This is a genomic window from Helicobacter pylori (assembly GCA_008032935.1).
Taxonomy (GTDB): domain Bacteria; phylum Campylobacterota; class Campylobacteria; order Campylobacterales; family Helicobacteraceae; genus Helicobacter; species Helicobacter pylori_CX.
In genome coordinates, this window is the sequence record CP032039.1 from 1,406,788 (window position 1) to 1,427,960 (window position 21,173).

17 protein-coding genes and 2 pseudogenes are annotated in these 21,173 nt (G+C 39.1%); 5 read left to right on the forward strand and 14 right to left on the reverse strand.

Translation table 11 applies throughout. The features are described from left to right. Positions 1-112 precede the first annotated feature (112 nt). Positions 113-2,314: a flagellar biosynthesis protein FlhA gene (gene flhA / locus D2C78_06950; GenBank protein QEF35602.1), complete on the forward strand. Its 2,202-nt coding sequence runs from the start codon at positions 113-115 to the stop codon at positions 2,312-2,314. A 27-nt stretch (positions 2,315-2,341) separates the two neighbouring features. Beyond that, positions 2,342-3,387 (forward strand): annotated as a pseudogene (locus D2C78_06955) (3',5'-cyclic-nucleotide phosphodiesterase). Between the two features lie 765 nt (positions 3,388-4,152). Here D2C78_06955 and D2C78_06960 read toward each other — a convergent pair. Next, a complete protein-coding gene (locus D2C78_06960; GenBank protein QEF35603.1) occupies positions 4,153-4,824 on the reverse strand; it encodes a DNA-binding response regulator in 672 nt (223 codons plus the stop codon). Positions 4,825-5,176: 352 nt separating this feature from the next. Then, complete coding sequence (locus D2C78_06965) at positions 5,177-6,289, reverse strand: metallophosphoesterase (protein ID QEF35604.1); 1,113 nt, start codon at positions 6,287-6,289, stop codon at positions 5,177-5,179. A 200-nt stretch (positions 6,290-6,489) separates the two neighbouring features. Between D2C78_06965 and acs the strand changes: the two genes are divergently transcribed. Then, positions 6,490-8,478, forward strand: coding sequence for an acetate--CoA ligase (gene acs, locus D2C78_06970; GenBank protein ID QEF35605.1), 1,989 nt, complete (start codon positions 6,490-6,492; stop codon positions 8,476-8,478). 106 nt (positions 8,479-8,584) lie between these two features. Here the strand turns inward: acs and D2C78_06975 are convergent, their stop codons facing one another. From D2C78_06975 to D2C78_07030, 12 genes and pseudogenes are all read right to left on the reverse strand, one after another. Next, positions 8,585-9,025, reverse strand: a complete 441-nt coding sequence (locus D2C78_06975; protein QEF35606.1) for a ribosome maturation factor RimP — start codon at positions 9,023-9,025, stop codon at positions 8,585-8,587. Beyond that, complete coding sequence (rbfA, locus tag D2C78_06980) at positions 9,018-9,353, reverse strand: 30S ribosome-binding factor RbfA (protein ID QEF35607.1); 336 nt, start codon at positions 9,351-9,353, stop codon at positions 9,018-9,020. The genes D2C78_06975 and rbfA overlap by 8 nt, the downstream gene beginning before the upstream one ends. After that, a pseudogene (locus tag D2C78_06985) lies at positions 9,340-12,194 on the reverse strand (translation initiation factor IF-2). The gene rbfA and the pseudogene D2C78_06985 overlap by 14 nt, the downstream one beginning before the upstream one ends. Continuing rightward, positions 12,191-12,460, reverse strand: coding sequence for a YlxR family protein (locus D2C78_06990; protein QEF35608.1), 270 nt, complete (start codon positions 12,458-12,460; stop codon positions 12,191-12,193). Before D2C78_06990 ends, D2C78_06985 begins: the two are co-directional and overlap by 4 nt. Continuing rightward, positions 12,432-13,313 carry a homoserine kinase gene (locus D2C78_06995; protein QEF35609.1) on the reverse strand — a complete coding sequence of 294 codons (882 nt, stop codon included), beginning with the start codon at positions 13,311-13,313 and terminating at the stop codon, positions 12,432-12,434. The genes D2C78_06990 and D2C78_06995 overlap by 29 nt, the downstream gene beginning before the upstream one ends. A gap of 53 nt (positions 13,314-13,366) precedes the next feature. Next, complete coding sequence (locus tag D2C78_07000; protein ID QEF35610.1) at positions 13,367-13,840, reverse strand: tRNA threonylcarbamoyladenosine biosynthesis protein TsaB; 474 nt, start codon at positions 13,838-13,840, stop codon at positions 13,367-13,369. A gap of 21 nt (positions 13,841-13,861) precedes the next feature. Next, positions 13,862-14,749 (reverse strand): UDP-3-O-[3-hydroxymyristoyl] N-acetylglucosamine deacetylase, encoded by an 888-nt coding sequence (lpxC, locus tag D2C78_07005; GenBank protein ID QEF35611.1) that lies wholly within the window; start codon positions 14,747-14,749, stop codon positions 13,862-13,864. Beyond that, positions 14,746-15,399 carry a septum site-determining protein MinC gene (minC, locus tag D2C78_07010; protein QEF35612.1) on the reverse strand — a complete coding sequence of 218 codons (654 nt, stop codon included), beginning with the start codon at positions 15,397-15,399 and terminating at the stop codon, positions 14,746-14,748. The genes lpxC and minC overlap by 4 nt, the downstream gene beginning before the upstream one ends. After that, positions 15,336-16,604 carry a M23 family peptidase gene (locus D2C78_07015; GenBank protein QEF35837.1) on the reverse strand — a complete coding sequence of 423 codons (1,269 nt, stop codon included), beginning with the start codon at positions 16,602-16,604 and terminating at the stop codon, positions 15,336-15,338. Before D2C78_07015 ends, minC begins: the two co-directional genes overlap by 64 nt. A gap of 63 nt (positions 16,605-16,667) precedes the next feature. Further along, entirely contained in the window at positions 16,668-17,609 is a 942-nt protein-coding gene (locus tag D2C78_07020) for an outer membrane beta-barrel protein (GenBank protein ID QEF35613.1), read from the reverse strand. An 11-nt stretch (positions 17,610-17,620) separates the two neighbouring features. Further along, complete coding sequence (locus D2C78_07025) at positions 17,621-18,478, reverse strand: outer membrane beta-barrel protein (GenBank protein ID QEF35614.1); 858 nt, start codon at positions 18,476-18,478, stop codon at positions 17,621-17,623. Continuing rightward, positions 18,468-19,190 (reverse strand): hypothetical protein, encoded by a 723-nt coding sequence (locus D2C78_07030; protein QEF35615.1) that lies wholly within the window; start codon positions 19,188-19,190, stop codon positions 18,468-18,470. The genes D2C78_07025 and D2C78_07030 overlap by 11 nt, the downstream gene beginning before the upstream one ends. Before the next feature lie 147 nt (positions 19,191-19,337). Here D2C78_07030 and panB point away from each other — a divergent pair, with 147 nt between their 5' ends. Both panB and ruvB read left to right on the forward strand, forming a co-directional pair. Further along, the gene (gene panB, locus D2C78_07035) at positions 19,338-20,150 is read left to right on the forward strand and encodes a 3-methyl-2-oxobutanoate hydroxymethyltransferase (GenBank protein QEF35616.1); all 813 of its coding nucleotides are present in this window, start codon (positions 19,338-19,340) and stop codon (positions 20,148-20,150) included. After that, positions 20,151-21,161 carry a Holliday junction branch migration DNA helicase RuvB gene (ruvB, locus tag D2C78_07040; protein QEF35617.1) on the forward strand — a complete coding sequence of 337 codons (1,011 nt, stop codon included), beginning with the start codon at positions 20,151-20,153 and terminating at the stop codon, positions 21,159-21,161. It begins immediately after the preceding gene. Positions 21,162-21,173: the final 12 nt, after the last annotated feature.

Here is a 21,173-nt window from a genome sequence, read left to right on the forward strand (position 1 = left end):
TAAAGATCGCATTATAGCGTAAAATAAGCTTTTTTGTGTCATACTCTTAAACTTTATATTATAATAAGCCTAAAAAGACAAACCACCTACCTTAAGGCATTGATTTTAGATTATGGCAAACGAACGCTCCAAATTAGCTTTTAAAAAGACTTTCCCCGTCTTTAAACGCTTCTTGCAATCCAAAGACTTAGCCCTTGTGGTCTTTGTGATAGCTATTTTAGCGATCATTATCGTGCCGTTACCGCCTTTTGTGTTGGATTTTTTACTCACGATTTCTATCGCGCTATCGGTGTTGATTATTTTAATCGGGCTTTATATTGACAAACCGACTGATTTTAGCGCTTTCCCCACTTTATTGCTCATTGTAACCTTGTACCGCTTGGCTTTAAATGTCGCCACGACCAGAATGATTTTAACGCAAGGCTATAAAGGGCCTAGTGCGGTGAGCGATATTATCACAGCGTTTGGGGAATTTAGCGTGAGCGGGAATTATGTGATTGGGGCTATTATCTTTAGTATTTTAGTGCTGGTGAATTTATTAGTGGTTACTAATGGCTCTACTAGGGTTACTGAAGTAAGGGCGCGATTCGCTCTAGACGCTATGCCAGGAAAGCAAATGGCGATTGATGCGGATTTAAATTCAGGGCTTATTGATGATAAGGAAGCTAAAAAACGACGCGCCGCTCTAAGCCAAGAAGCGGATTTTTATGGCGCGATGGATGGCGCGTCTAAATTTGTCAAAGGCGATGCGATCGCTTCTATCATCATCACGCTTATCAATATCATTGGAGGGTTTTTAGTGGGCGTGTTTCAAAGGGATATGAGCTTGAGCTTTAGCGCTAGCACTTTCACTATCTTAACCATTGGCGATGGGCTTGTAGGGCAAATCCCTGCCTTAATCATTGCGACAGCGACCGGTATTGTCGCCACTCGCACCACGCAAAACGAAGAAGAGGACTTTGCTTCCAAACTCATCACACAGCTCACCAATAAAAGCAAAACCTTAGTGATTGTGGGGGCGATTTTATTGCTTTTTGCAACCATTCCTGGACTCCCTACCTTTTCTTTAGCGTTTGTAGGGACTCTCTTTTTGTTCATCGCATGGCTGATTAGCAGGGAGGGAAAAGACGGGTTGCTCACTAAATTAGAAAATTATTTGAGTCAAAAATTCGGCTTGGATTTGAGCGAAAAACCCCACAGCTCTAAAATCAAACCCCACACCCAAACCACAAGGGCTAAAACCCAAGAAGAGCTTAAAAGAGAAGAAGAACAAGCGATTGATGAAGTGTTAAAGATTGAATTTTTAGAATTGGCTTTAGGCTATCAGCTCATCAGTCTTGCGGACATGAAACAAGGGGGCGATTTGTTAGAAAGGATTAGGGGCATTAGAAAAAAGATAGCGAGCGATTATGGTTTTTTGATGCCTCAAATCCGGATCAGGGATAATTTGCAACTCCCCCCAACGCATTATGAAATCAAGCTTAAAGGCATTGTGATTGGTGAGGGCATGGTGATGCCAGATAAGTTTTTAGCCATGAATACCGGTTTTGTGAATAAAGAGATTGAAGGCATTCCTACTAAAGAGCCAGCTTTTGGAATGGACGCTTTATGGATTGAAACCAAAAATAAAGAAGAAGCCATTATTCAAGGCTATACCATTATTGATCCAAGCACCGTTATTGCGACACACACCAGCGAATTAGTGAAAAAATACGCTGAAGATTTTATCACTAAAGACGAAGTGAAATCCCTTTTAGAGCGCTTGGCTAAAGACTATCCTACGATTGTAGAAGAGAGTAAAAAAATCCCCACCGGTGCGATCCGATCAGTCTTGCAAGCCTTGTTGCATGAAAAAATCCCCATTAAAGACATGCTCACTATTTTAGAAACGATTACCGATATTGCCCCATTGGTTCAAAACGATGTGAATATCTTAACCGAACAAGTGAGAGCAAGGCTTTCTAGGGTGATCACTAACGCTTTTAAATCTGAAGACGGGCGTTTGAAATTTTTAACCTTTTCTACCGATAGCGAACAATTTTTGCTGAATAAATTGCGAGAAAATGGCACTTCTAAGAGCTTGCTACTCAATGTGGGCGAATTGCAAAAACTCATTGAAGGGGTTTCTGAAGAGGCCATGAAAGTCTTGCAAAAAGGGATCGCTCCGGTGATTTTGATCGTAGAGCCTAATTTAAGAAAAGCTCTTTCTAATCAAATGGAGCAGGCCAGGATTGATGTGGTCGTGCTAAGCCATGCGGAATTAGATCCTAACTCTAATTTTGAAGCCTTAGGCACGATCCATATTAACTTTTAATGGATAAATAATTGATAAAAAAGGAGAATGATGCAAGTTTACCACCTTTCACACATTGATTTAGACGGCTATGCATGCCAGCTTGTTTCAAAACAATTTTTTAAAAATATCCAATGCTATAACGCTAATTACGGGCGTGAAGTCTCAGCGAGAATTTATGAAATTCTAAACGCAATCGCTCAATCTAAAGAGAGTGAATTCCTTATTTTGGTTAGCGATTTGAATTTGAATTTAAACGAAGCAGAGTATTTGCAAGATAAAATCCAAGAACACCGCTTGCAAAATAAAAACATTCAAATCCAGCTTTTGGATCACCATATCAGCGGTAAGGAAGTGGCTGAAAGTTTCCATTGGTATTTTTTAGACACGAACCGTTGCGCGACTAAAATCGTGTATGAATTTTTAAAAAAGCATTACGCTCTTTTAGAGCCAAAAAACACAACATGGCTAGAGCCTTTGGTGGAAATGGTCAATTCTGTGGATATTTGGGACACGCAGGGTTATGGCTTTGAATTAGGCAAGGTGTGTATGCGCATGATTAACCAAAGCTCTGAATTGAATCGTTTCATGTTTGATGATGAGAACCGCGATTATAAATTAAAGCTTTTAGAAGAAGTTAAAAACTATTTGTTTTTAGAAAATGCCCCTGTAGCCTATGATAACGATTTGTTCAGGCTTAAAAAAATCGCTTTAGGGGGCGACCCTGATACAGAAACGATGGACAATATTTCTTCAAACGCGCAAACGCATTTGCTCTCTTTAAAAAAGCATGATTGCAGCGTTTATTACCAGGATAAAAAAGGGTTTTTAAGTTATTCTATGGGGGTATTAGCGTGTTGGCTAATCTTTTTTTAACGCAAAATCCGGATTTTGATTTTTATATAGATGTGAACGCTAAAGGGAATGTGAGCTTAAGGGCGAATGGGAATTGCGATGTGTGCGAACTCAGTCAAATGTGTTTTAATGGGGGCGGGCATAGGAATGCGAGCGGAGGCAAGATTGATGGCTTTAGGGAGAGTTTCAATTATAGGGACATTAAAGAACAAATTGAAGAAATCTTCAATAACGCTTAAGACTAATCTGTTTAGAAAAAACTAACAAAAACTAACAAGAGTTTAAAAACTCTTTTTGATAAGGTTTAAAAATTTTCATTCTATCGTTTTATAGCAAAAACTCATTTTCTTAAGGGAATGAGGGGTATTTTAAAAACTATTCCCCTAACCCCAAAAAACCGCTTTTTTAAAAAACTATCGCTTGATTAAAATCAAGCTCTCTTAATCATTTGATTGTAAAAAACGCTTTTTTAGTATTTTTAGGTTTTTTAAATTATCATCACGCCAACGCAAATAATCATTTTAAGTTATCTCTCTATTTTATTGTTTTTTGTTGCGGGTATTTGGAGCATGTTAGGGTTTGGGGTATAGTGAGCGGCTATCTTAAAAAGAAGATGACCAACTATGAAACTACTATTAGCAATCATAGTTTTAATGGCTCTCACAACGCCACTATACTAAAATTTTAGTGCAAGCTAGAGTTTAGCTAGCGTTTTCTTTGTGTATTTTTCTTGTATCCCATAAAAATCCCACAAAAATAAGACTTTTTCAATATCTAATGAAAACAGAGCCAAAGTTTGTATTTTGATAAATATTTAAATCCATGAATTGATACGAATTTATTTGAGTGTTTTTTTAACCAAAATACCCTACTAATCGCAGATAAAATGATCACGCTCCTAGCTAAACACCAGCATGATATAAGTGTCTCTATTATCGCTATTAAAATATTTGACTTTACCCGCTTCACACCCTCATTCTAATCTATTTTTTAGCAAAAAGAATTTATTCTTCACACGCCGGTTTGGGGTAGCAAAAACGATAGCCTCTGCGCCTTACGGTTTCAACCGTGGAAATCCCCAAGGGTTTATCCATTTTTTGGCGGATTTGATTGATAGCCACTTCAATCACATTAGGGGTAACCATTTCAGGCTCTTCCCAAATAGCGTCTAAAAGCTGTTCTTTGGAGACGATTTGATCCCTATGTCTGGCAAGATGGGTAAGCACTTCAAAAGGCTTTCCTTTAACTTCAACTTCACGCCCCTTGTAAATAATCTTTTCTTCATCAGGGCTAATGGTCAAATCCCCAATTTCAATCACATTAGAACCCCAAAACCTCAAACGAGCCTCAATCCTTGCGACTAAAGCCTTAATGCTGCGATAAGGCTTAGCGATATAATCGTCCGCGCCCTGCTCAAACGCATGGACTTCTTCTTCGCTTGTAGGGTTATCAGAAGAAACTAAAACAACAATAGAAGAATGCTTTTCCTTGATTCTAGAAACAAAACTTAAAGCGTTTTTATCGCTAACCATAACCAAGTCGTAATTCCTAATATCCATAAGATATTCCCCATCCTCTAAACTCTCTGTTACATCAGCCATAAAGCCTTTAACATTTAAGCCCTTTTCAATTTCTCCACCCAAAACAGAATTTTTTTCAATCAGTAGAACGCGCATGGTGTATGACTCCTGCATTTAAGAGTAATTCAAGCACTGATTATATCATAATTTTAAATTAGTTTAAGAAAATATTAATAAAAGTTATCGCTTGATTAAAATCAAGCCCTTGATTATTGGTTGTAAAAAATGCCTTTGAGCGTTTTTATGGATAATTTTTAAAATCATTTGCTAAAAACCACCATTTTATTGTATAATCACAAATCCAACCATTCCTTATGGTTTGGTTGGCACCGCTAAGATTAAAGGGTCACCTCCCCCTCCTTTCCCTTTGTCTTGGCGGTTGTTTTTTAACTCCTTGTTTTAATTCTTATTTTTAACCGCTTGATTACGATTTTAAGATTTTGTTTGACTAAGCTTGATTTTTAGGTAAAAGCCTAAGGTATGCGATCTCGCTAGGGGCTAAAAACCTTAAAGGAATCCCCCAATACCCTGCCCCACTGCTCACATAAATTTGAGTGGTGGGGCTGTGCTTGTATAAACCATGTAAATAGGTTTGCGCTAACTTGACTAAAAGGCTAAAAGGAAAGATTTGCCCTGCATGGGTATGCCCTGAAAGCACTAAATCTACAGAGTGGCTTTCTTTGAGGCTTCTAATTTGTTTGGGCTGGTGGGCTAAAAGGATCGTAGGCTTACTCTCATTGCGTTTTTTTAAAGCTTTGTCAATATCAGGGGCAAAATTTTGATGCTTCCTTGCGAAATAATCATACACACCGCACAAATTGATCCCCCCTAAATGCACGCACTCATTCCCCAAAATCGTCAAATTTAAAGTTTCAAGAAACGATAAAATCGGCTCTATGCCATGATAATACTCATGATTTCCTGGCACATAAAAAGTGCCATGCGTGCTTTTAAGGTTGTTTAAGGGCAGTAAAAAAGATTTGACTTTTTCAATGCTTTCATCCACTAAATCCCCCCCAATCAGCACCATATCCACTTCTTTTTGATTGACTTCTTCTACAATGTAATCAACAAAATCTTTTTGCAACAAACTCCCCACATGCATGTCTGTGAGTAAAATAATCTTTAATTCTTTATCCAGCTTATCCAAATAAATAGGGGTTTCTTTGATTTTAGGGCGGGCCAACCCTTCATAAAAGCCACGCCAAAAATACCCTAATAACGCCAGATAAAACCCCAATTTTAAAAAGTTTTTTAAACTTTTACGCCTTGAGTGCAAAAAATCTATTTTTTCTATGGAGTAAGAAAACCCGTAAAAACTTAAAGAAAGGATAAAAATAATAAAAGATACAAACGAACACGCCGAAGTCAAAACAAACAAATGGCTAGGCATAGCATTTCTATAAAAAGCAAAAGCCGCCTCACCCGCGCTCAAAAGGATAAAAAACCCCAAATAAGCGTATTGAGAGATTTTTTTTAAGGTTAAAAACGATTTTAATATCCTAAAAGAACTATAATTCAAAAGACATAAAACCAATAAAAACGCTATAGAGATCAGCATACCACCCTTTTTGTAGTCATAATGTTTTGGCTATATTAGCATATTAACGCTAATACACCCTTTAGGTTTCATCTTGCTATTGTTTCCTTTTTTATCAGTCTCAACCCCCACAGAAAGAGAAAAGTATCCCTCCCTTTAAAAGAGTGTGAGTTTGGATACAATAATAAAAAATGCGCTTAAAGCCATAGAAAGGAGATATAATGCAATTAGACGAAGATTTAGAATTCGTTACAAAAGTCTTTAACCCTAACAGAGCGTTTGCCAAGCAAGCTAGGATTAAAAACATGTGCGAATATAAGGATTTAGTGCATGAAGCCAATGAAGATTATGAACATTTTTGGGGCGAGTTAGCCAAGCAAAAACTCACATGGTTTAAACCTTTTGATAAGGTTTTAAACAGCGATAACGCCCCTTTTTTCAAATGGTTTGAAAACGGCAAAATCAATGTTTCTTACAATTGCATAGACAGGCATTTAAAAGACAAAAAAAATAAAGTGGCGATCATTTTTGAAGGGGAAATGGGGGATTATAATGTCATCACTTACAGAAAACTCCACTCTGAAGTCAATAAAACAGCCAACCTTTTAAAAAACGAATTCAATGTCAAAAAAGGCGACAGGGTCATTATCTATATGCCTATGATTGTAGAAAGCGTTTATATGATGCTCGCATGCGCTAGGATTGGAGCGATCCATAGCATCGTTTTTGCTGGGTTTAGCCCTGAAGCCTTAAGGGATAGGATCAACGACGCTCAAGCCAAATTAGTTATCACAGCGGACGGGACTTTTAGAAAAGGCAAACCTTACATGCTCAAACCAGCCCTTGACAAGGCTCTAGAAAATAACGCCTGCCCTAGCGTGGAAAAAGCGCTCATTGTGATACGAAACGCCAGAGAGATTGACTATGTGAGAGGGCGCGATTTTGTCTATAATGAAATGGTCCATTACCAATCCGATAAATGCGAACCTGAAATGATGGACTCTGAAGATCCTTTATTCTTGCTCTATACAAGCGGATCAACCGGAAAGCCTAAAGGCATTCAACACAGCAGTGCAGGGTATTTGCTATGGGCACAAATGACGATGGAGTGGGTTTTTGATATTAGAGATAACGATAATTTTTGGTGCACCGCTGATATTGGCTGGATCACAGGGCACACTTATGTGGTTTATGGGCCTTTAGCTTGCGGGGCGACGACTTTGATACTAGAAGGCACGATGTCTTATCCGGATTATGGGAGATGGTGGAGGATGATAGAAGAATACCGCGTGGATAAATTCTACACTTCCCCCACCGCTATAAGAATGCTGCATGCTAAAGGCGAAAACGAACCCTTAAAGTATAATTTAGAATCGCTCAAAGTTTTAGGAACGGTGGGAGAGCCCATTAACCCTACGGCATGGAAATGGTTTTATGAAAAAATCGGCAATTCAAAATGCAGTATCGTGGATACTTGGTGGCAGACAGAAACAGGCGGGCATATTATCAGCCCTTTACCGGGAGCTACGCCTATAAGGGCCAGTTGTGCAACTTTACCTTTGCCTGGCATCCATGCAGAAGTTTTAAACGAAGATGGCACTAAAACAAAGCCCGGAGAGCAAGGGTTTTTATGCATCACTAAGCCATGGCCTTCTATGGTAAGAAACATTTGGGGCGATGAAAAACGATACATTGATAGCTATTTTTCTCAGATCAAGTTGAATGGGGAATATGTCTACCTCTCTGGAGATGGCGCTATCGTGGATGAAAACGGATACATCACTATTATTGGGCGCACAGATGATATTGTGAATGTGAGCGGGCATAGGATTGGCACGGCTGAAGTGGAGAGCGCTATTTCTAAACATGAAATGGTGGCTGAATGCGCGGTAGTGGGTATCCCTGATACGATTAAAGGAGAGGGCTTGTTTGCGTTTGTGGTGCTGTGCGATGGGGCTAAATGCAATCTTGGCGAGAGTTTAGAATTGTTAAAAGAAATGAATCATATCTTATCCGTTGAGATTGGAAAGATCGCGAAATTAGACAATGTCATGTATGTGCCGGGTTTACCTAAAACCAGGAGCGGGAAAATCATGAGAAGGCTTTTGAAATCTATCGCCAAAAAGGAGCCCATCACTCAAGATTTAAGCACGCTAGAAGATGTGAATGTGGTTAAAGAAATAATGAGTATCGTTCAAATGGAGGAGTAAAATCTCAAAAATGCTTTTTGGCGTTTTTTAGCCAAATAACAAGAGCCAATTTCAATCAAGCGGTAATTTCTCATAAATCGTAAGAACGCCTACCGCTCGCGTTATTTCACCACTCAAAAAGCGTTTTAACTTTCTTTAAATCTTTATACTCCACGCTTTTGATAGCGTGATCCTCTAATTCAAAATCCGCGCTCAAATCGTTAGCGTCTTTAAGGACGGCTTGAAAGCTTTCTTTATTTGTGAGTTTGACTCCCACTTTTTCGCCTAAAGAAAGCTTGAAGTGTTTGGGGGTTTTAAGCACTCTTTCTAACCCCATAGAGCTCACTTCCAAAATATAAGCGTCTTGGATAAAATCGCACACATCTAATAAGGGCGAAATCACCTCGCTCACTTGTTGGCAAATGTCCAAGCTAACCGCCCCATTAGGGTTTTTAAGGCTCACCCTTAAAACATGCTGCTCGTTTTCTTTAACCAAACTCACATCATAAAGCAAGTATCCCAAGCTTTCAATCACGCCCTCTATTTTCTCTTCTATTTTTTTAGTCATTATCTTTCCCTTTAGCGATTTCATTGAATATGGCGTCTAGGCGGAGTTGCTTTTCTAAGCTGTTGTCTGAAACAAAACTGAGTTTTGGGCATTTAAACCACCCGCTCGCCTGCAAAACAAATTGCCTAATCAAACCCTCAGCTTTTTTCAATTTAGAAAGGATTTTATGATCTGATGAAAGCACAAACACATAAGCGTGGTGCTTCCCTTTAGAGCATTCCACTTTAGTAACGCTTAAAGAATTCAACTCGCCATCATTCAAACTCGCTAAAGCCTCTTGCAGTAATTCTAAAAGATTGGATTCTAAGCGTTCTTTATGAGCGTTCATTAGAGAGTTCTTTTTTATGGATTTCTTTATAGGTTTCAAACACATCGCCCACTTTAATCTCATTATAATTGTCCAGCATGATTCCGCACTCATAGCCCTTAGAAACTTCCTTCACATCATCTTTAAAGCGTTTCAAAGAAAGGATTTCGCCGGTATGAACCACCACGCCATCTCTAATCAAACGCGCCTTAATGCCACGAGCGATCACCCCATCACTCACCACACACCCGGCTATCGTGCCTACTTTAGGGATATTAAAGGTTTCTCTCACTTCCGCTTGCCCGGTATGCTCTTCTTCAATAATAGGACTCATCAAGCCTAATAACAGCGATCGCATTTCTTCAATCAAGGCATAAATCACCGTGTAAGTTTTGATGCTCACATTGTATTCTTTAGCCTTATTTTTCACATTACCGGTGGGGCGGATGTTAAAGCCTAAAATCACGGCATGCTCACTGCTAGAAACCAGGCTCAAATCATTCTCAGTAATGCCCCCACCCCTGAGTGGATCACTTGAATCGCCACTTCTTCGTTATTAAGCTCTAACAAGCTGTTTTTAATGGCTTCTAGGCTTCCTTGCGTATCCGCTTTAATGACTATAGGAATGTTTTTTAATTCCTTATTAGCGACCATTTCTGAAAGCTCATCAAAAGACACTTTAGTGCTTTTACTCAACGCTTTTTGGCGCAAATAAGTCGCCCTCTTTTGAGCTTGCAAGCGCGCGATAGAATCGTTTTCTACCCCTATTAAAACAGATCCTGCAGGCGGCACTTCGCTCAAGCCTGTGATGAGAGCCACCATAGAGGGTTTTAAACTTTGAATGCTCTTGCCTTGATCGTCAGTCATCGTTCTTACTTTACCAAACGCCATTTCGGCAAAAAAGCTATCCCCCACGCTCAAAGTCCCGCTTTGGACAATCACAGTGGCTACTGCCCCACGCCCTTTTTCCACGCTTCCTTCTAAAACAACCGCTCTAGCACTGCCCTCTTCTATGGCTTTTAATTCCATAATATCCGCTTGGATAAGAATGGTTTCTAACAGATTGTCAATGCCATCGCCCGTTTTAGCTGAAACAGGGATAAACTCATGCTCTCCGCCCCAATCCACAGGGTTATAACCAAGCTCAGCGCATTCGGCTTTGAGTTTGTCCGGATTCACATTAGGCTTATCCATTTTATTCATCGCAAAAATCACAGGCACATTAGCCGCCTTTGCATGCTCTAAAGCTTCAATAGTCTGTTGCTTCACGCCATCATCAGCCGCTATCACAATCACTGCAATATCTGTAACTTGAGCCCCACGATTACGCATCTGGCTAAAAGCTTCATGCCCTGGGGTGTCAATGAAAGACACCCATTTGCCATTTTTTTCCACCATGTAAGCGCCAATGTGCTGAGTGATCCCCCCAGCTTCAGTGTGAGCGACTCTTTTATCACGGATTTTATCTAATAGTGAAGTTTTACCATGATCCACATGCCCCATGATAGTCACCACAGGCGGGCGCTCTTTTTTCACCCCTTCTAGCACTTCTTCTACTTCAAATTCTTCTAAAGTGTTTTGAACAGAAATTTCTAAATGGAACTCTTCGGCTAAAATTTCTATGCTATCCTTATCCAAAAAGTCGTTTTTAGTTACCATAAGCCCTAAATTAAAGAGGGTTTTAATCACATCAGCCAAATTCAAATTCGCTTTTTGCGCGAATTCATAGACGCGCACTTCTTCAGGGATTGCAATCGCGCTTTGGATCACTTTTTGGCTGTTATCGTTACGGAATGCACGCTTTTTTTTGGATTGTCGTTTGATCCCGCTTTCATTCATCCAAGGGTTTTTTCTTTGGACGCGCACCCTGTCGTTGATGTTTTGGCGGATTTCTTTTTCTTCTTCTTCCTTGTTGAGATTATCCTGTTCATGCAAATCAAACAATAAGATTTCATCGGTTTCATCATCATAAATATCATTGCCCTTAAAATCCCTCGCATCGCTAAAATCAATTTTATGGGATTTGTTGTTTTTGGCGGTGGGGGTGGCTTTGGGCTTACTGGGTTTTTTGGCTTTTTTAGCCTCTTGTTTGTCTTTTTCTTGCCATTCTTTTTTAATGTCTTCAAAAATAGCCGCCGCGCTTTGAGTGGGTTTTTTGCTTTCTGTTACGCTGTTTTCAATTTCATTTTCTACTTCATCGTTGCGTTTAATCACCCTAAAACCGGTGCGTCTTTTAATGTTTTCATGGCGTTTGATCTCTTGCTCTTGCTTTTTAACTTCGCTGATTTCTTTTTTAGCGTTGTTAGTGTTATTGGTGCTGTTAGCGTTGTTAGCGTTGCTTTGGGTGAGCTTATTTAGGGCTTCTCGGCTTTTTTGGATTTCTTGGAGTTTTTGCTTGGCTTTTTCTATTTGAGAGTGGCTAACCGCTTTAGGGGTGTTTTCTACAGGGGGCGTTTGGTTTTCAAAAGTGTTGACAATCTCTATCCCTCCCTTCTTTTTAGCAATGGGCGTGGGAGCTTCTTTTTTCTTTTCTTTAGTTTTTTTGGGCTTTGGCTGGCTTTTTGTTTCTTCTTTTTTAGGCGTTTTAGAAACCTTTTTGTTAAGAGATTTAGACGCTACGGCTGTATTCAAATCGTCTTTATTGTCTTGTTCAGGATTTTTAGCGGGTTGATTAGCTTGTATTTGTTCTTTAATGCCATCCACAATGTATTTGTATAGCTTGCCGGCTTGCTCTGGGGTCATTTTAGAATTTGTCTTAAGCTCTAAACCAATATCTTTGGCTTGCTCGATCACATTTTTAAGCTCTTTTTGGGTCTTACCAAGCTCGGCTAAAAATTCTTTTAAATCAACCATACCACTCATGCTATGCTTCTCTCCTTAATCCAAGTAATGATATTTTTGGTATCTTTTGGGGCGTTCTTTATTTTTGAAACCGCTTTCAACAACTTTTTTTCTCCATTTTTCAAACAATTTCCACACACATAAAAACTACGGCCTTTGCCATCAAACTCCATGATTTGATTGTCAAAGCTTTTCAAACGCAACAAATCCTTTTGAGGTTGGCGCATTCTGCACGCCACACACATGCGGATTTTAATTTCAGTCTTTCTCAATAAGAACCCCATCATTATCAAAATCTAAAACCGCTACCCTAAATTTAGGGAATTTCTTGCTCAAAACCTGCTTTAATTTAGGGGCGTCCTCTTCATAACACATGTTAAAAAACGACGAACCGCTCCCTGAAAGCGTGCTCATTAGGGCGTTATTTTCTAAAGCGAGCTTTTGGATCGCAAACAACACGGGGTAAGTTTGCATGCGCTTATATTGATGCATCCTGTCTTTAGAACAACAACGCAATAAATCCCACTTCCCCTGCACAATCGCCATCGTCATCAAACTCGCATGCGAAAGGTTAAACACGCTTTCTTGCACGCTGTAACGCTTGGGCAAGAGATGGCGCGATTGCTTGGTGGAAATGGCCCTATTAGGGATCACCATCACCGCTTTTAAAAAAGAGGGGATTTTGGTTTTTAAACTTATCACTTTCTTTTTTTCCACAAACGCTGCATTATACCCCCCAAACACCGCCGGGGTGATATTATCCGGGTGGTTTTCATAAATTAGAGCGGTATTGACAATGTTTTCTCTATCAAAAGCAAACCCTAAAAACGCAAACGCTGAAGCGACCGCCCCCACAATCATCGCCGAGCTAGACCCCATGCCCCTTGTAATAGGGACTTTATTATGCAATAAAAATTTAAACGAGCCGTCATTCCCATGCTTTTTTAAAATCTCATAAAACACTTTAGTGAAAATATTGTTGGTTAAAAACTTAGGGATCCCTTCACCCTCCCCAACCAATTTCACCGCATGGAAGCTGCTAGGCTCAATAAAAAAACGATTGCGTAAATTCAAACTCAAACCCAAGCAATCAAAACCGGGGCCTAAATTCGCACTTGTTGCAGGAACACTCACTACCAAATTTTAAACCCCTATTGTTGATACCCTTTCATTTTTAAAACTAGCATTATACACTAAATAGGAGGCAAAATGTAAAACGGCGTGTTCAATTGGGTAAATTTGTCTTTCTCTAAAAAAGAGGGCAGCATGAAATCTTTTGGCGCAATTTTCAAATCCTTAAAATCGGTTAAGCTTTCCCTTTCTTTTGAAACAAAGTATTTATTGGCATACGCCAAAATGGGCGTGTTGTCGTTAAAATCAAAGCCTGTGGTTGAATAGAGTTCAAAGTCATGGATTAAAGCCAAAGTGTGTAAGAAAACATGCGTGAGCTTTAGGCTAGTGAAACTCCCTGGCCCTTTAGCGTAATAAACCCCTTTAATCGCCGGTAAAGTAGGGTTTTTAAAATCTTTGAATAATTGCGAAAAAACCTCCACTAAAGCTTCGCTTGTTTTTGATTTGGAAGTGTAAGAAGTGCATAAAAAATTGTTTTGATATACCCCAAGCAAAACTCTCTCGCCTAAAGAGATAAGTGCTAAATCCAATTCCAAAAAATAAACCCTAATTTAGGATTAAGCGAAAGCCTTTTGCAACGCAAACTCTTTAGCCGGATCCGTAGCGATCAAAACTTCGTAATTTTTAGCGTCCGCTAAAATGGCTTTAACCAACATGGAATTGAGTTTATGACTCCCTGAAAAAGAAGTGTATTTGCCCACCACAGGCATGCCTAAGACCATTAGATCCCCCATAGCGTCTAAAATCTTGTGGCACACGAATTCCTTTTCGCACCTTAAGCCCTCTTTATTCAAGATGCTGTTTTCATCCAGCACGATACAATTATTCAAGCTCCCCCCTTTAGCCAAACCAATGGATCGCAAGTAATTCACTTCTTGCAAAAACCCAAAGGTGCGGGCTTTAGCGACTTGCTCTTTGTAAGCGGTTTTACTAAAGACGAAATGATGGGCTTGCTTAGCGATAACCGGATGGTTAAAATCAATCGTGAAATTCAAAGAAAATTGGCTGTCTGGCTCAATTTTAACGAATTTATCGCCCTCTCTAATCTCAACGGCTTGCTTGATTTCCATCACTTTTTTAGGAGCGTCTAATTCTTTAATCCCTGCTTCGTCTAAAAGCATGCAATAAATCAAAGCACTCCCATCCATGATAGGGATCTCTTCGTTATCCACAGAGATTTTAAGATTGTCAATACCATACGCATGGATAGCTGAAAGCAAATGCTCAATCGTAGAAATTCTAGCGTTATCCTTACCCAACACGGTTGCCATTCTAGTATCCACGATGTTTTCAGGTTTTAAGGGGAGCTTCACGCCCAAATCAGAGCGGTAAAAAACAATGCCTTGATTTTCTCCTAAAGGCTCTAAAACAAGCTTCACAGGAACGCCCTTGTGCAAGCCTATCCCTACTAATTCCACAGAGTGGTTAATGGTTGTTTGTTTCATAATACTTCCTTTATGTCTAGTATATCGTCATTTTTAGTGATTATTTTAATATTTTTATTTACTAAAAGCCGTTCAACCTCTTTTAGAGATAAAATTTTATTTTGAAAAACGATTTGAGCGCTCTTGACTTCTTTTAAAATCAAGCACTCTCCAAAGCACACAATCGCCCCTTCGCACACCCCATAAACCGACACACAGCCCTCTGAAATAATCTTCGCTCCATTGTGGATATTACCCAAAAAAATAAGATGATTAGCGCTATAAATCTCTTCCCCACTCCTGATATGGCGCTCATAAATCGTTGTTTTAGGTTCTGTTTTAGAATGATTGGGTTTTGAATGGTTGGTTTCTTCTTTTAAAGACATGGTTTTGATATGACGCCCATTTAAAGCGCGATTCGTTTCTAAAAACAAAAGCTGGTGTTTGTGCAAAATGGCTTTGACTTCTGGTTCAATATCGTATTTAAAAATAATAAGAAAATATTGCAAAAGGGCATGGTTTTTTTCTAAAAATTCCATGACCACTTCAGGATCTTGCTTTTCAATTTCAAACGCATGCACATTTTTTTGATTGGTTTTTAACATGACTATCCTTTCATTAAAAGCCGTTTGGCTTGCTCTATGGGGGTGATGATATTGGTTTTTATCCATTGCTCATTAAGCCATTCATTGGGCCGGACAAAAACCCCTTGCAAAAGCATCCCTAAATGCAACCCGCTCCCTAATTTCAAACCACTACTCCCCACGCTTTCATCGTCTTTTAAATGCGCTAAAAAAACGCACAAACCTAACCCATAGCAATTGATTAAACTATTACCATAAAAATCCAACTCCCCCTTAAAAACCCTCTTCACCGATGGATCAAACGCTAAAGATAAATCCTTACTGGGTATCAAATCCACCCCTAAATGCAAGAATTGGAACAACACCTGATTGTCCTTTAAGATACGCCGATTTTCTAAAAAATTGCTTACCATTTTAAAAGGCCCGTTCAAAGGTTTTAGTGCTTGAAAATGAGAAAAATCCTTATAAAAATCCCCTTGATCTAAAGCGATCTTGTGGATTTTTTCTAAATCTTTTGGGCGCGCGTTGGAAAATATTTCCAATAAAGTTTGCTCAGTGTGATTTTGAAATTTTTCTTGCTGTGCAACCTTATCTTTTAAGGCGTTTAAGTCTATATCCCTTTCCCTCAAACGATGGGTTTTTCGTTTGAACAATAAAGGGATGGTATTAGAGTTATAAGCTTTATCTTTAGCGACAATGAACGCCTTAAAATCCTTATTCTCATAAGACCAAGGCACTAAAGCGATAAAAACATTACGCTGTTTGAATTCTACAAGCCTGAACGCTTTAAAATCCTTTTTTTTGACGCGCACAAACGCTTGAGACAAATTCTTATCCAAAGCCTCAAAGATGACTATCGCGCTCCCTCCATAAGCGATGCTTGGGGATCGAGATAAAATAGCGATTGAGGGTTTTATCGTATCAACACACACTTCCTGTTTGAAAGACGCCTTATTGCCATTGAAAAAATTAGCATAGCTCCAATCGCTCGCTTGAATTTCATACAAAAGGCACTTGTCTTCTAACCCCATGATTTCAGGCCTAATTAAAGGCACTTCTAAAGACTTGGGTTTATCCAATACCAGATTTTCTTTTTCATATAAGATCAAATTATCTTGCGTGGTTACTTTTAAATCATAGCGTTTGATGCCCTTTGGGGCTGTGATTTTAACCTTAATGGGCTTTTTTAAATCCCAAAAAAGCGTTTCATTATTGTCATTGAGTGCATCCTCTTTGCTATTCAAACTAAAACTTAAAGCTTTGGTTTTTGTGATTAAAGCGTTAAAAATCAAATAACCCCCTAAAATTAAAACGACTAACGCTAAAATTTTAAACCTTAACTCCAAGATCAAGCCTTAAAAAATAAACGCATAATTCACTAATAAAAAACTGGATCGCTTGAACTGGTTGTTAGCTGAAATCAACAAACGCTCATCATCTTCTTTATTTTGATAAACCGCTCCCTCTTCCACTCCCATTCTCAAATAGCTAATCGGCAATTTGGTGCCAATCTCTAAGCGGTGTTTCCTATAAAGCGTTAAACTCACGCCCACGTTAAAAGTGTAATCCACTTCAATCAAAGATTTCCATAAAAAATTAGGGCTTGAATAGCCCCCCCCCACCAAATTCCTCCCGTTTTGATTAGGCTTGTCTTGATAAAGCATAAGCCCTATCCCAAAACCCGCATAAACGCCTAAAAAATGCTTTTTAGTTTTAAAATCTAAAGGCATATCAAACAATAAATCGGTATTGACAGCCCCTAAAACATAAAAAAACGAGCCTACAGGCTGCTTGAGCGCGTTCTCTTTTAACGCCCCTCCCCCAAGCAATAAATCCCCATAAAATCGTGTCCCAAAATAAGGCACGAAGTATTTTTGATACCCGAATTTAGCGCTAATCATAGAAACAGGAGCGTTAATCTTAATATTGTTTTTAAATGCGCTAGGGGCATTCGCGCCATATCTGTCTAGCATCTCCCCTTGATAAGACAAGTTCAGTTCCCCATAAGCATACCCACCCCCTAAAAAAACCCCGCTCTTATCATCGGCTATGGAAAAAGATTTGAGTAATTTGTTTCTTTTCTTTGAAGAAATCTTTGGGTAAGTTCGCTCTAAATATTCTTCTTCAAACTTATCCTTATCCATCTCTTTGGGCGAAACCCCTTTTTTGGTGAGCTGTTGCTTTAAATGGTTTATTTTTTCGTCTAATTGTTGGTTTTCTTCTTCTAAATTGTCATAATCTGTCGCTTGAAGTCCTAGTATGAGCGCGATATAAATCAAACCATATTTAAATTTCAACGTTTTAGCCTTTACAATAAATAGTTGTAACTAATATAATAAATATTAGTGCTTTTAAAATAATATAAAAAGGTTTGCGAAGTTTCTTTTAAGGGAGGCATTTTTAAGGCTAATTCAAAGCGGTGTTTGAGGTTAAGCGTCATGCTCACCCCTAAATTTAACACCAGTCCAAACGCGTTAGGCTGTGAATACCCTTTAATCTCTTTTAAATTTTGATACATCCCATTCCACCCCACTCCAACGCCTCCAAATATCCCTAACGCAAACCTTTTTTCTTTGTCAATAGGCTTATCCATCAACAAATCAATATTCAAGCTTGCGGTTTGATAAGAGGCTAAAGAATCGCTTTTAAACCCTTTCATCGCCCCCCCTAAATATTCCCCATAAAAGCGTAAAGCGCTAATCCCGTTAGCAAAATACTTTTGATACCCGCTCCTTAAGCCATACAACAAAGGAGAAGCTTGAATATTGCTTAAAAGTTCAAACTTCTCATAAGAATGAGCGCTAACCCCTATATCGCCAAGGATTACGCCTATAAAAAAACCGCTCTTACTTTTAGCCATTTGCTGGAATAAGAGAGATTCATTCTTTTCATGCAATTCCCCTTTAAGCATGTAAAGCTGGCGTTTTTTCTTATGGATTTCTTCAAGCAGGCTTTTTTCATCAATCTTTTTTGCAGTCCCCTTTTCTTCTTCAAACTCTAGCGTTTGGGCGCGTTTTTCTTCCAAAAGAATGGGAGCGTCTTTAGGGGTATTTTCTTTAATCATGTTTTCTTCAGTCGTATTCTCTTGAGCCGTATTTTCTTCAGCGTGCAAGCCTAACATAAAACCAAAGCATAAAATGAGATTTCTTATTTTTTTAGAACACATATTGATACCCAATGCTTGCTATAGCTCCCCACCAAGTCTCTTTTGAAGAATTAGATTGCAAAAAAGGGAAATTATTCAAAATTTTAAATTCAAATTCAATGCGGTTTTTTTCTAATACCGTTAGAGCCAATCCTGCGTTAAAAGACATCCCCCATTCCGCCGTATAATTCACCCCATGCGCTACAACCCCCAAGCCTAAACCCATATACCCCCCCATATAAAGGTATTTCCCCACAAAAGGCAAAGGAAAATCCAATAAAAAATCCCCATTCAGCATAACCGATTGAAACCCCACGCTCCCAAAGCCCGCTTTTTTAGGAGCTCCTCCATAATATTGGATATAAATGCGCCTGCCAATGATATTTGGCTTGACCAAGCGTGCAAAAAACGACGGCCTGAAAGTTTGATAGCCAAAACGCAAGCCATAAGCGAACAAATAATTTAAAATATTCCCCGTGATGCTAGAACTATTAGTTCTAACCATGATTTCATGGTTGTAAAAAAACCCGGTATTGATCCCTAAAATAAGCCCGCTTTTAGCGTTCGCTCTTTTTAAGTCTTTGATCAATTCTTCAACTTCTTTATCTTCATAAGCTTTATAATACTTGATGTATTTGTAGTATTTTGGGTCTAGAGTGTCATAATCAAGCGCGTTCAATCCCGCATAAAACCCCATTAAAAACCATAAAATAACATATTTTTTAAGACCCAAAATCGCTAAATCCCTTGAATTGTTTGTTAAAAGTTTTTTCCAATTATACTAAAATAATTAAAATGACCGGTTAAAATGGAGTAAAATTTTACCCACCCTAATAAAGTCATGCTACAATGCCACTATATTTAACACTTAGGATTTTTAATGAGCATGCAAACCGCCCCAATTAAAAAAATCACTCTCAACCATCTCCAAGCTAAAAAAAATCAAGAAAAAATCATCGCCATCACCGCTTATGATGCGCTATTCGCTCAAATATTTGATCCGCTAGTGGATGTGATTTTAGTGGGCGATAGTTTGAATATGAGTTTTTTCAATCAAAACGACACTTTAAGCGCGAGTGTAAAAATGATGCTCTATCACACTAAAGCCGTGTGCGCGGGTGCTAAGACTCCTTTTATCATCACAGACATGCCCTTTGGAAGCTATAAAGATGAAAAAACAGCTCTAAAAAACGCCATTAGGGTTTATAAAGAAACCCAAGCGAGCGCGATCAAACTAGAGGGGGGGAAAGAAAAAGCAAAGCTCATTAAAACGCTCACTAATGAAGGCGTTATCGTGGTAGGACACATCGGCTTGATGCCCCAATTCGTGCGTCTTGATGGAGGTTATAAGATTAAGGGAAAAAATGAAGAGCAACAAAAAAAGCTTTTAGAAGACGCGTTGAGTTTAGAAGAAGCCGGAGTGGGTTTGTTGGTTTTAGAGGGCATAACCACCCCTATCGCTCAAACAATCACGCAAAAAATCAAAATCCCCACGATCGGCATAGGGAGTGGCAAAGATTGCGACGGGCAGATTTTAGTGTGGAGCGATATGTTAGGCTTTTTTGATAGCTTTAAGCCTAAATTCGTGCGAGAATACCTTAAAGGGAAAGAATTGGTTCAAAACGCTATCAAGCAATACGCTGATGATGTGAAAAAGGGAAACTTCCCTAATGAGCTAGAAAGTTATCATTAAATGAAAGAACGGATAGTCAATTTAGAAACCTTGGATTTTGAAACTTCTCAAGAAGTGAGTTTGCGCCCCAATCTTTGGGAAGATTTTATCGGTCAAGAAAAGATTAAAAGCAACTTGCAAATTTCTATTTGCGCGGCTAAAAAACGCCAAGAAAGTTTGGATCACATGCTCTTTTTTGGCCCGCCCGGTTTGGGTAAAACTTCAATCAGCCATATCATCGCTAAAGAAATGGAAACCAATATCAAAATCACCGCCGCTCCCATGATAGAAAAAAGCGGTGATTTAGCCGCCATTTTGACGAATTTACAAGCTAAAGACATTCTTTTTATTGATGAAATCCACCGGCTTAGCCCAGCGATTGAAGAGGTTTTATACCCGGCTATGGAAGATTTTAGACTGGATATTATCATAGGCTCAGGCCCAGCCGCTCAAACCATTAAAATTGATTTACCCCCTTTCACCCTTATTGGCGCTACCACTAGAGCTGGAATGCTCTCTAACCCCTTAAGAGACAGATTTGGCATGAGTTTTAGAATGCAATTTTATAGCCCTAGCGAACTGGCCCTTATCATCAAAAAAGCCGCCACTAAACTCAACCAAGACATCAAAGAAGAAAGCGCTGATGAAATCGCTAAAAGGAGTAGAGGCACGCCAAGGATCGCTTTAAGGCTTTTAAAAAGGGTGCGCGATTTTGCGCTAGTCAAAAATTCAAGCTTGATGGATTTAAACATCACTTTGCATGCTTTGAATGAATTAGGCGTGAACGAATTAGGCTTTGATGAAGCGGATTTGGCGTATTTATCTTTGTTGGCTAACGCTCAAGGAAAGCCGGTGGGTTTGAACACGATTGCAGCGTCTATGAGAGAAGATGAAGGCACGATTGAAGACGTGATTGAGCCTTTTTTACTCGCTAATGGTTATTTAGAGCGCACCGCTAAAGGCAGAATCGCCACGCCTAAAACCCATGCACTTTTAAAAATCCCCACTTTAAGATCTCAAAGTTTGTTTTAAGGATTTATCTTT

Coding starts and splice junctions, on each gene's coding strand:
- flhA (QEF35602.1), top strand. CDS start 113: ATGGCAAACGAACGCTCCAAATTAGCTTTTAAAAAGACTTTCCCCGTC.
- D2C78_06960 (QEF35603.1), bottom strand. CDS start 4,824: ATGCGCGTTCTACTGATTGAAAAAAATTCTGTTTTGGGTGGAGAAATT.
- D2C78_06965 (QEF35604.1), bottom strand. CDS start 6,289: ATGCTGATCTCTATAGCGTTTTTATTGGTTTTATGTCTTTTGAATTAT.
- acs (QEF35605.1), top strand. CDS start 6,490: ATGCAATTAGACGAAGATTTAGAATTCGTTACAAAAGTCTTTAACCCT.
- D2C78_06975 (QEF35606.1), bottom strand. CDS start 9,025: ATGACTAAAAAAATAGAAGAGAAAATAGAGGGCGTGATTGAAAGCTTG.
- rbfA (QEF35607.1), bottom strand. CDS start 9,353: ATGAACGCTCATAAAGAACGCTTAGAATCCAATCTTTTAGAATTACTG.
- D2C78_06990 (QEF35608.1), bottom strand. CDS start 12,460: ATGATGGGGTTCTTATTGAGAAAGACTGAAATTAAAATCCGCATGTGT.
- lpxC (QEF35611.1), bottom strand. CDS start 14,749: ATGAAACAAACAACCATTAACCACTCTGTGGAATTAGTAGGGATAGGC.
- minC (QEF35612.1), bottom strand. CDS start 15,399: ATGGATAAAAACCAATATCATCACCCCCATAGAGCAAGCCAAACGGCT.
- D2C78_07025 (QEF35614.1), bottom strand. CDS start 18,478: ATGTGTTCTAAAAAAATAAGAAATCTCATTTTATGCTTTGGTTTTATG.
- panB (QEF35616.1), top strand. CDS start 19,338: ATGAGCATGCAAACCGCCCCAATTAAAAAAATCACTCTCAACCATCTC.
- ruvB (QEF35617.1), top strand. CDS start 20,151: ATGAAAGAACGGATAGTCAATTTAGAAACCTTGGATTTTGAAACTTCT.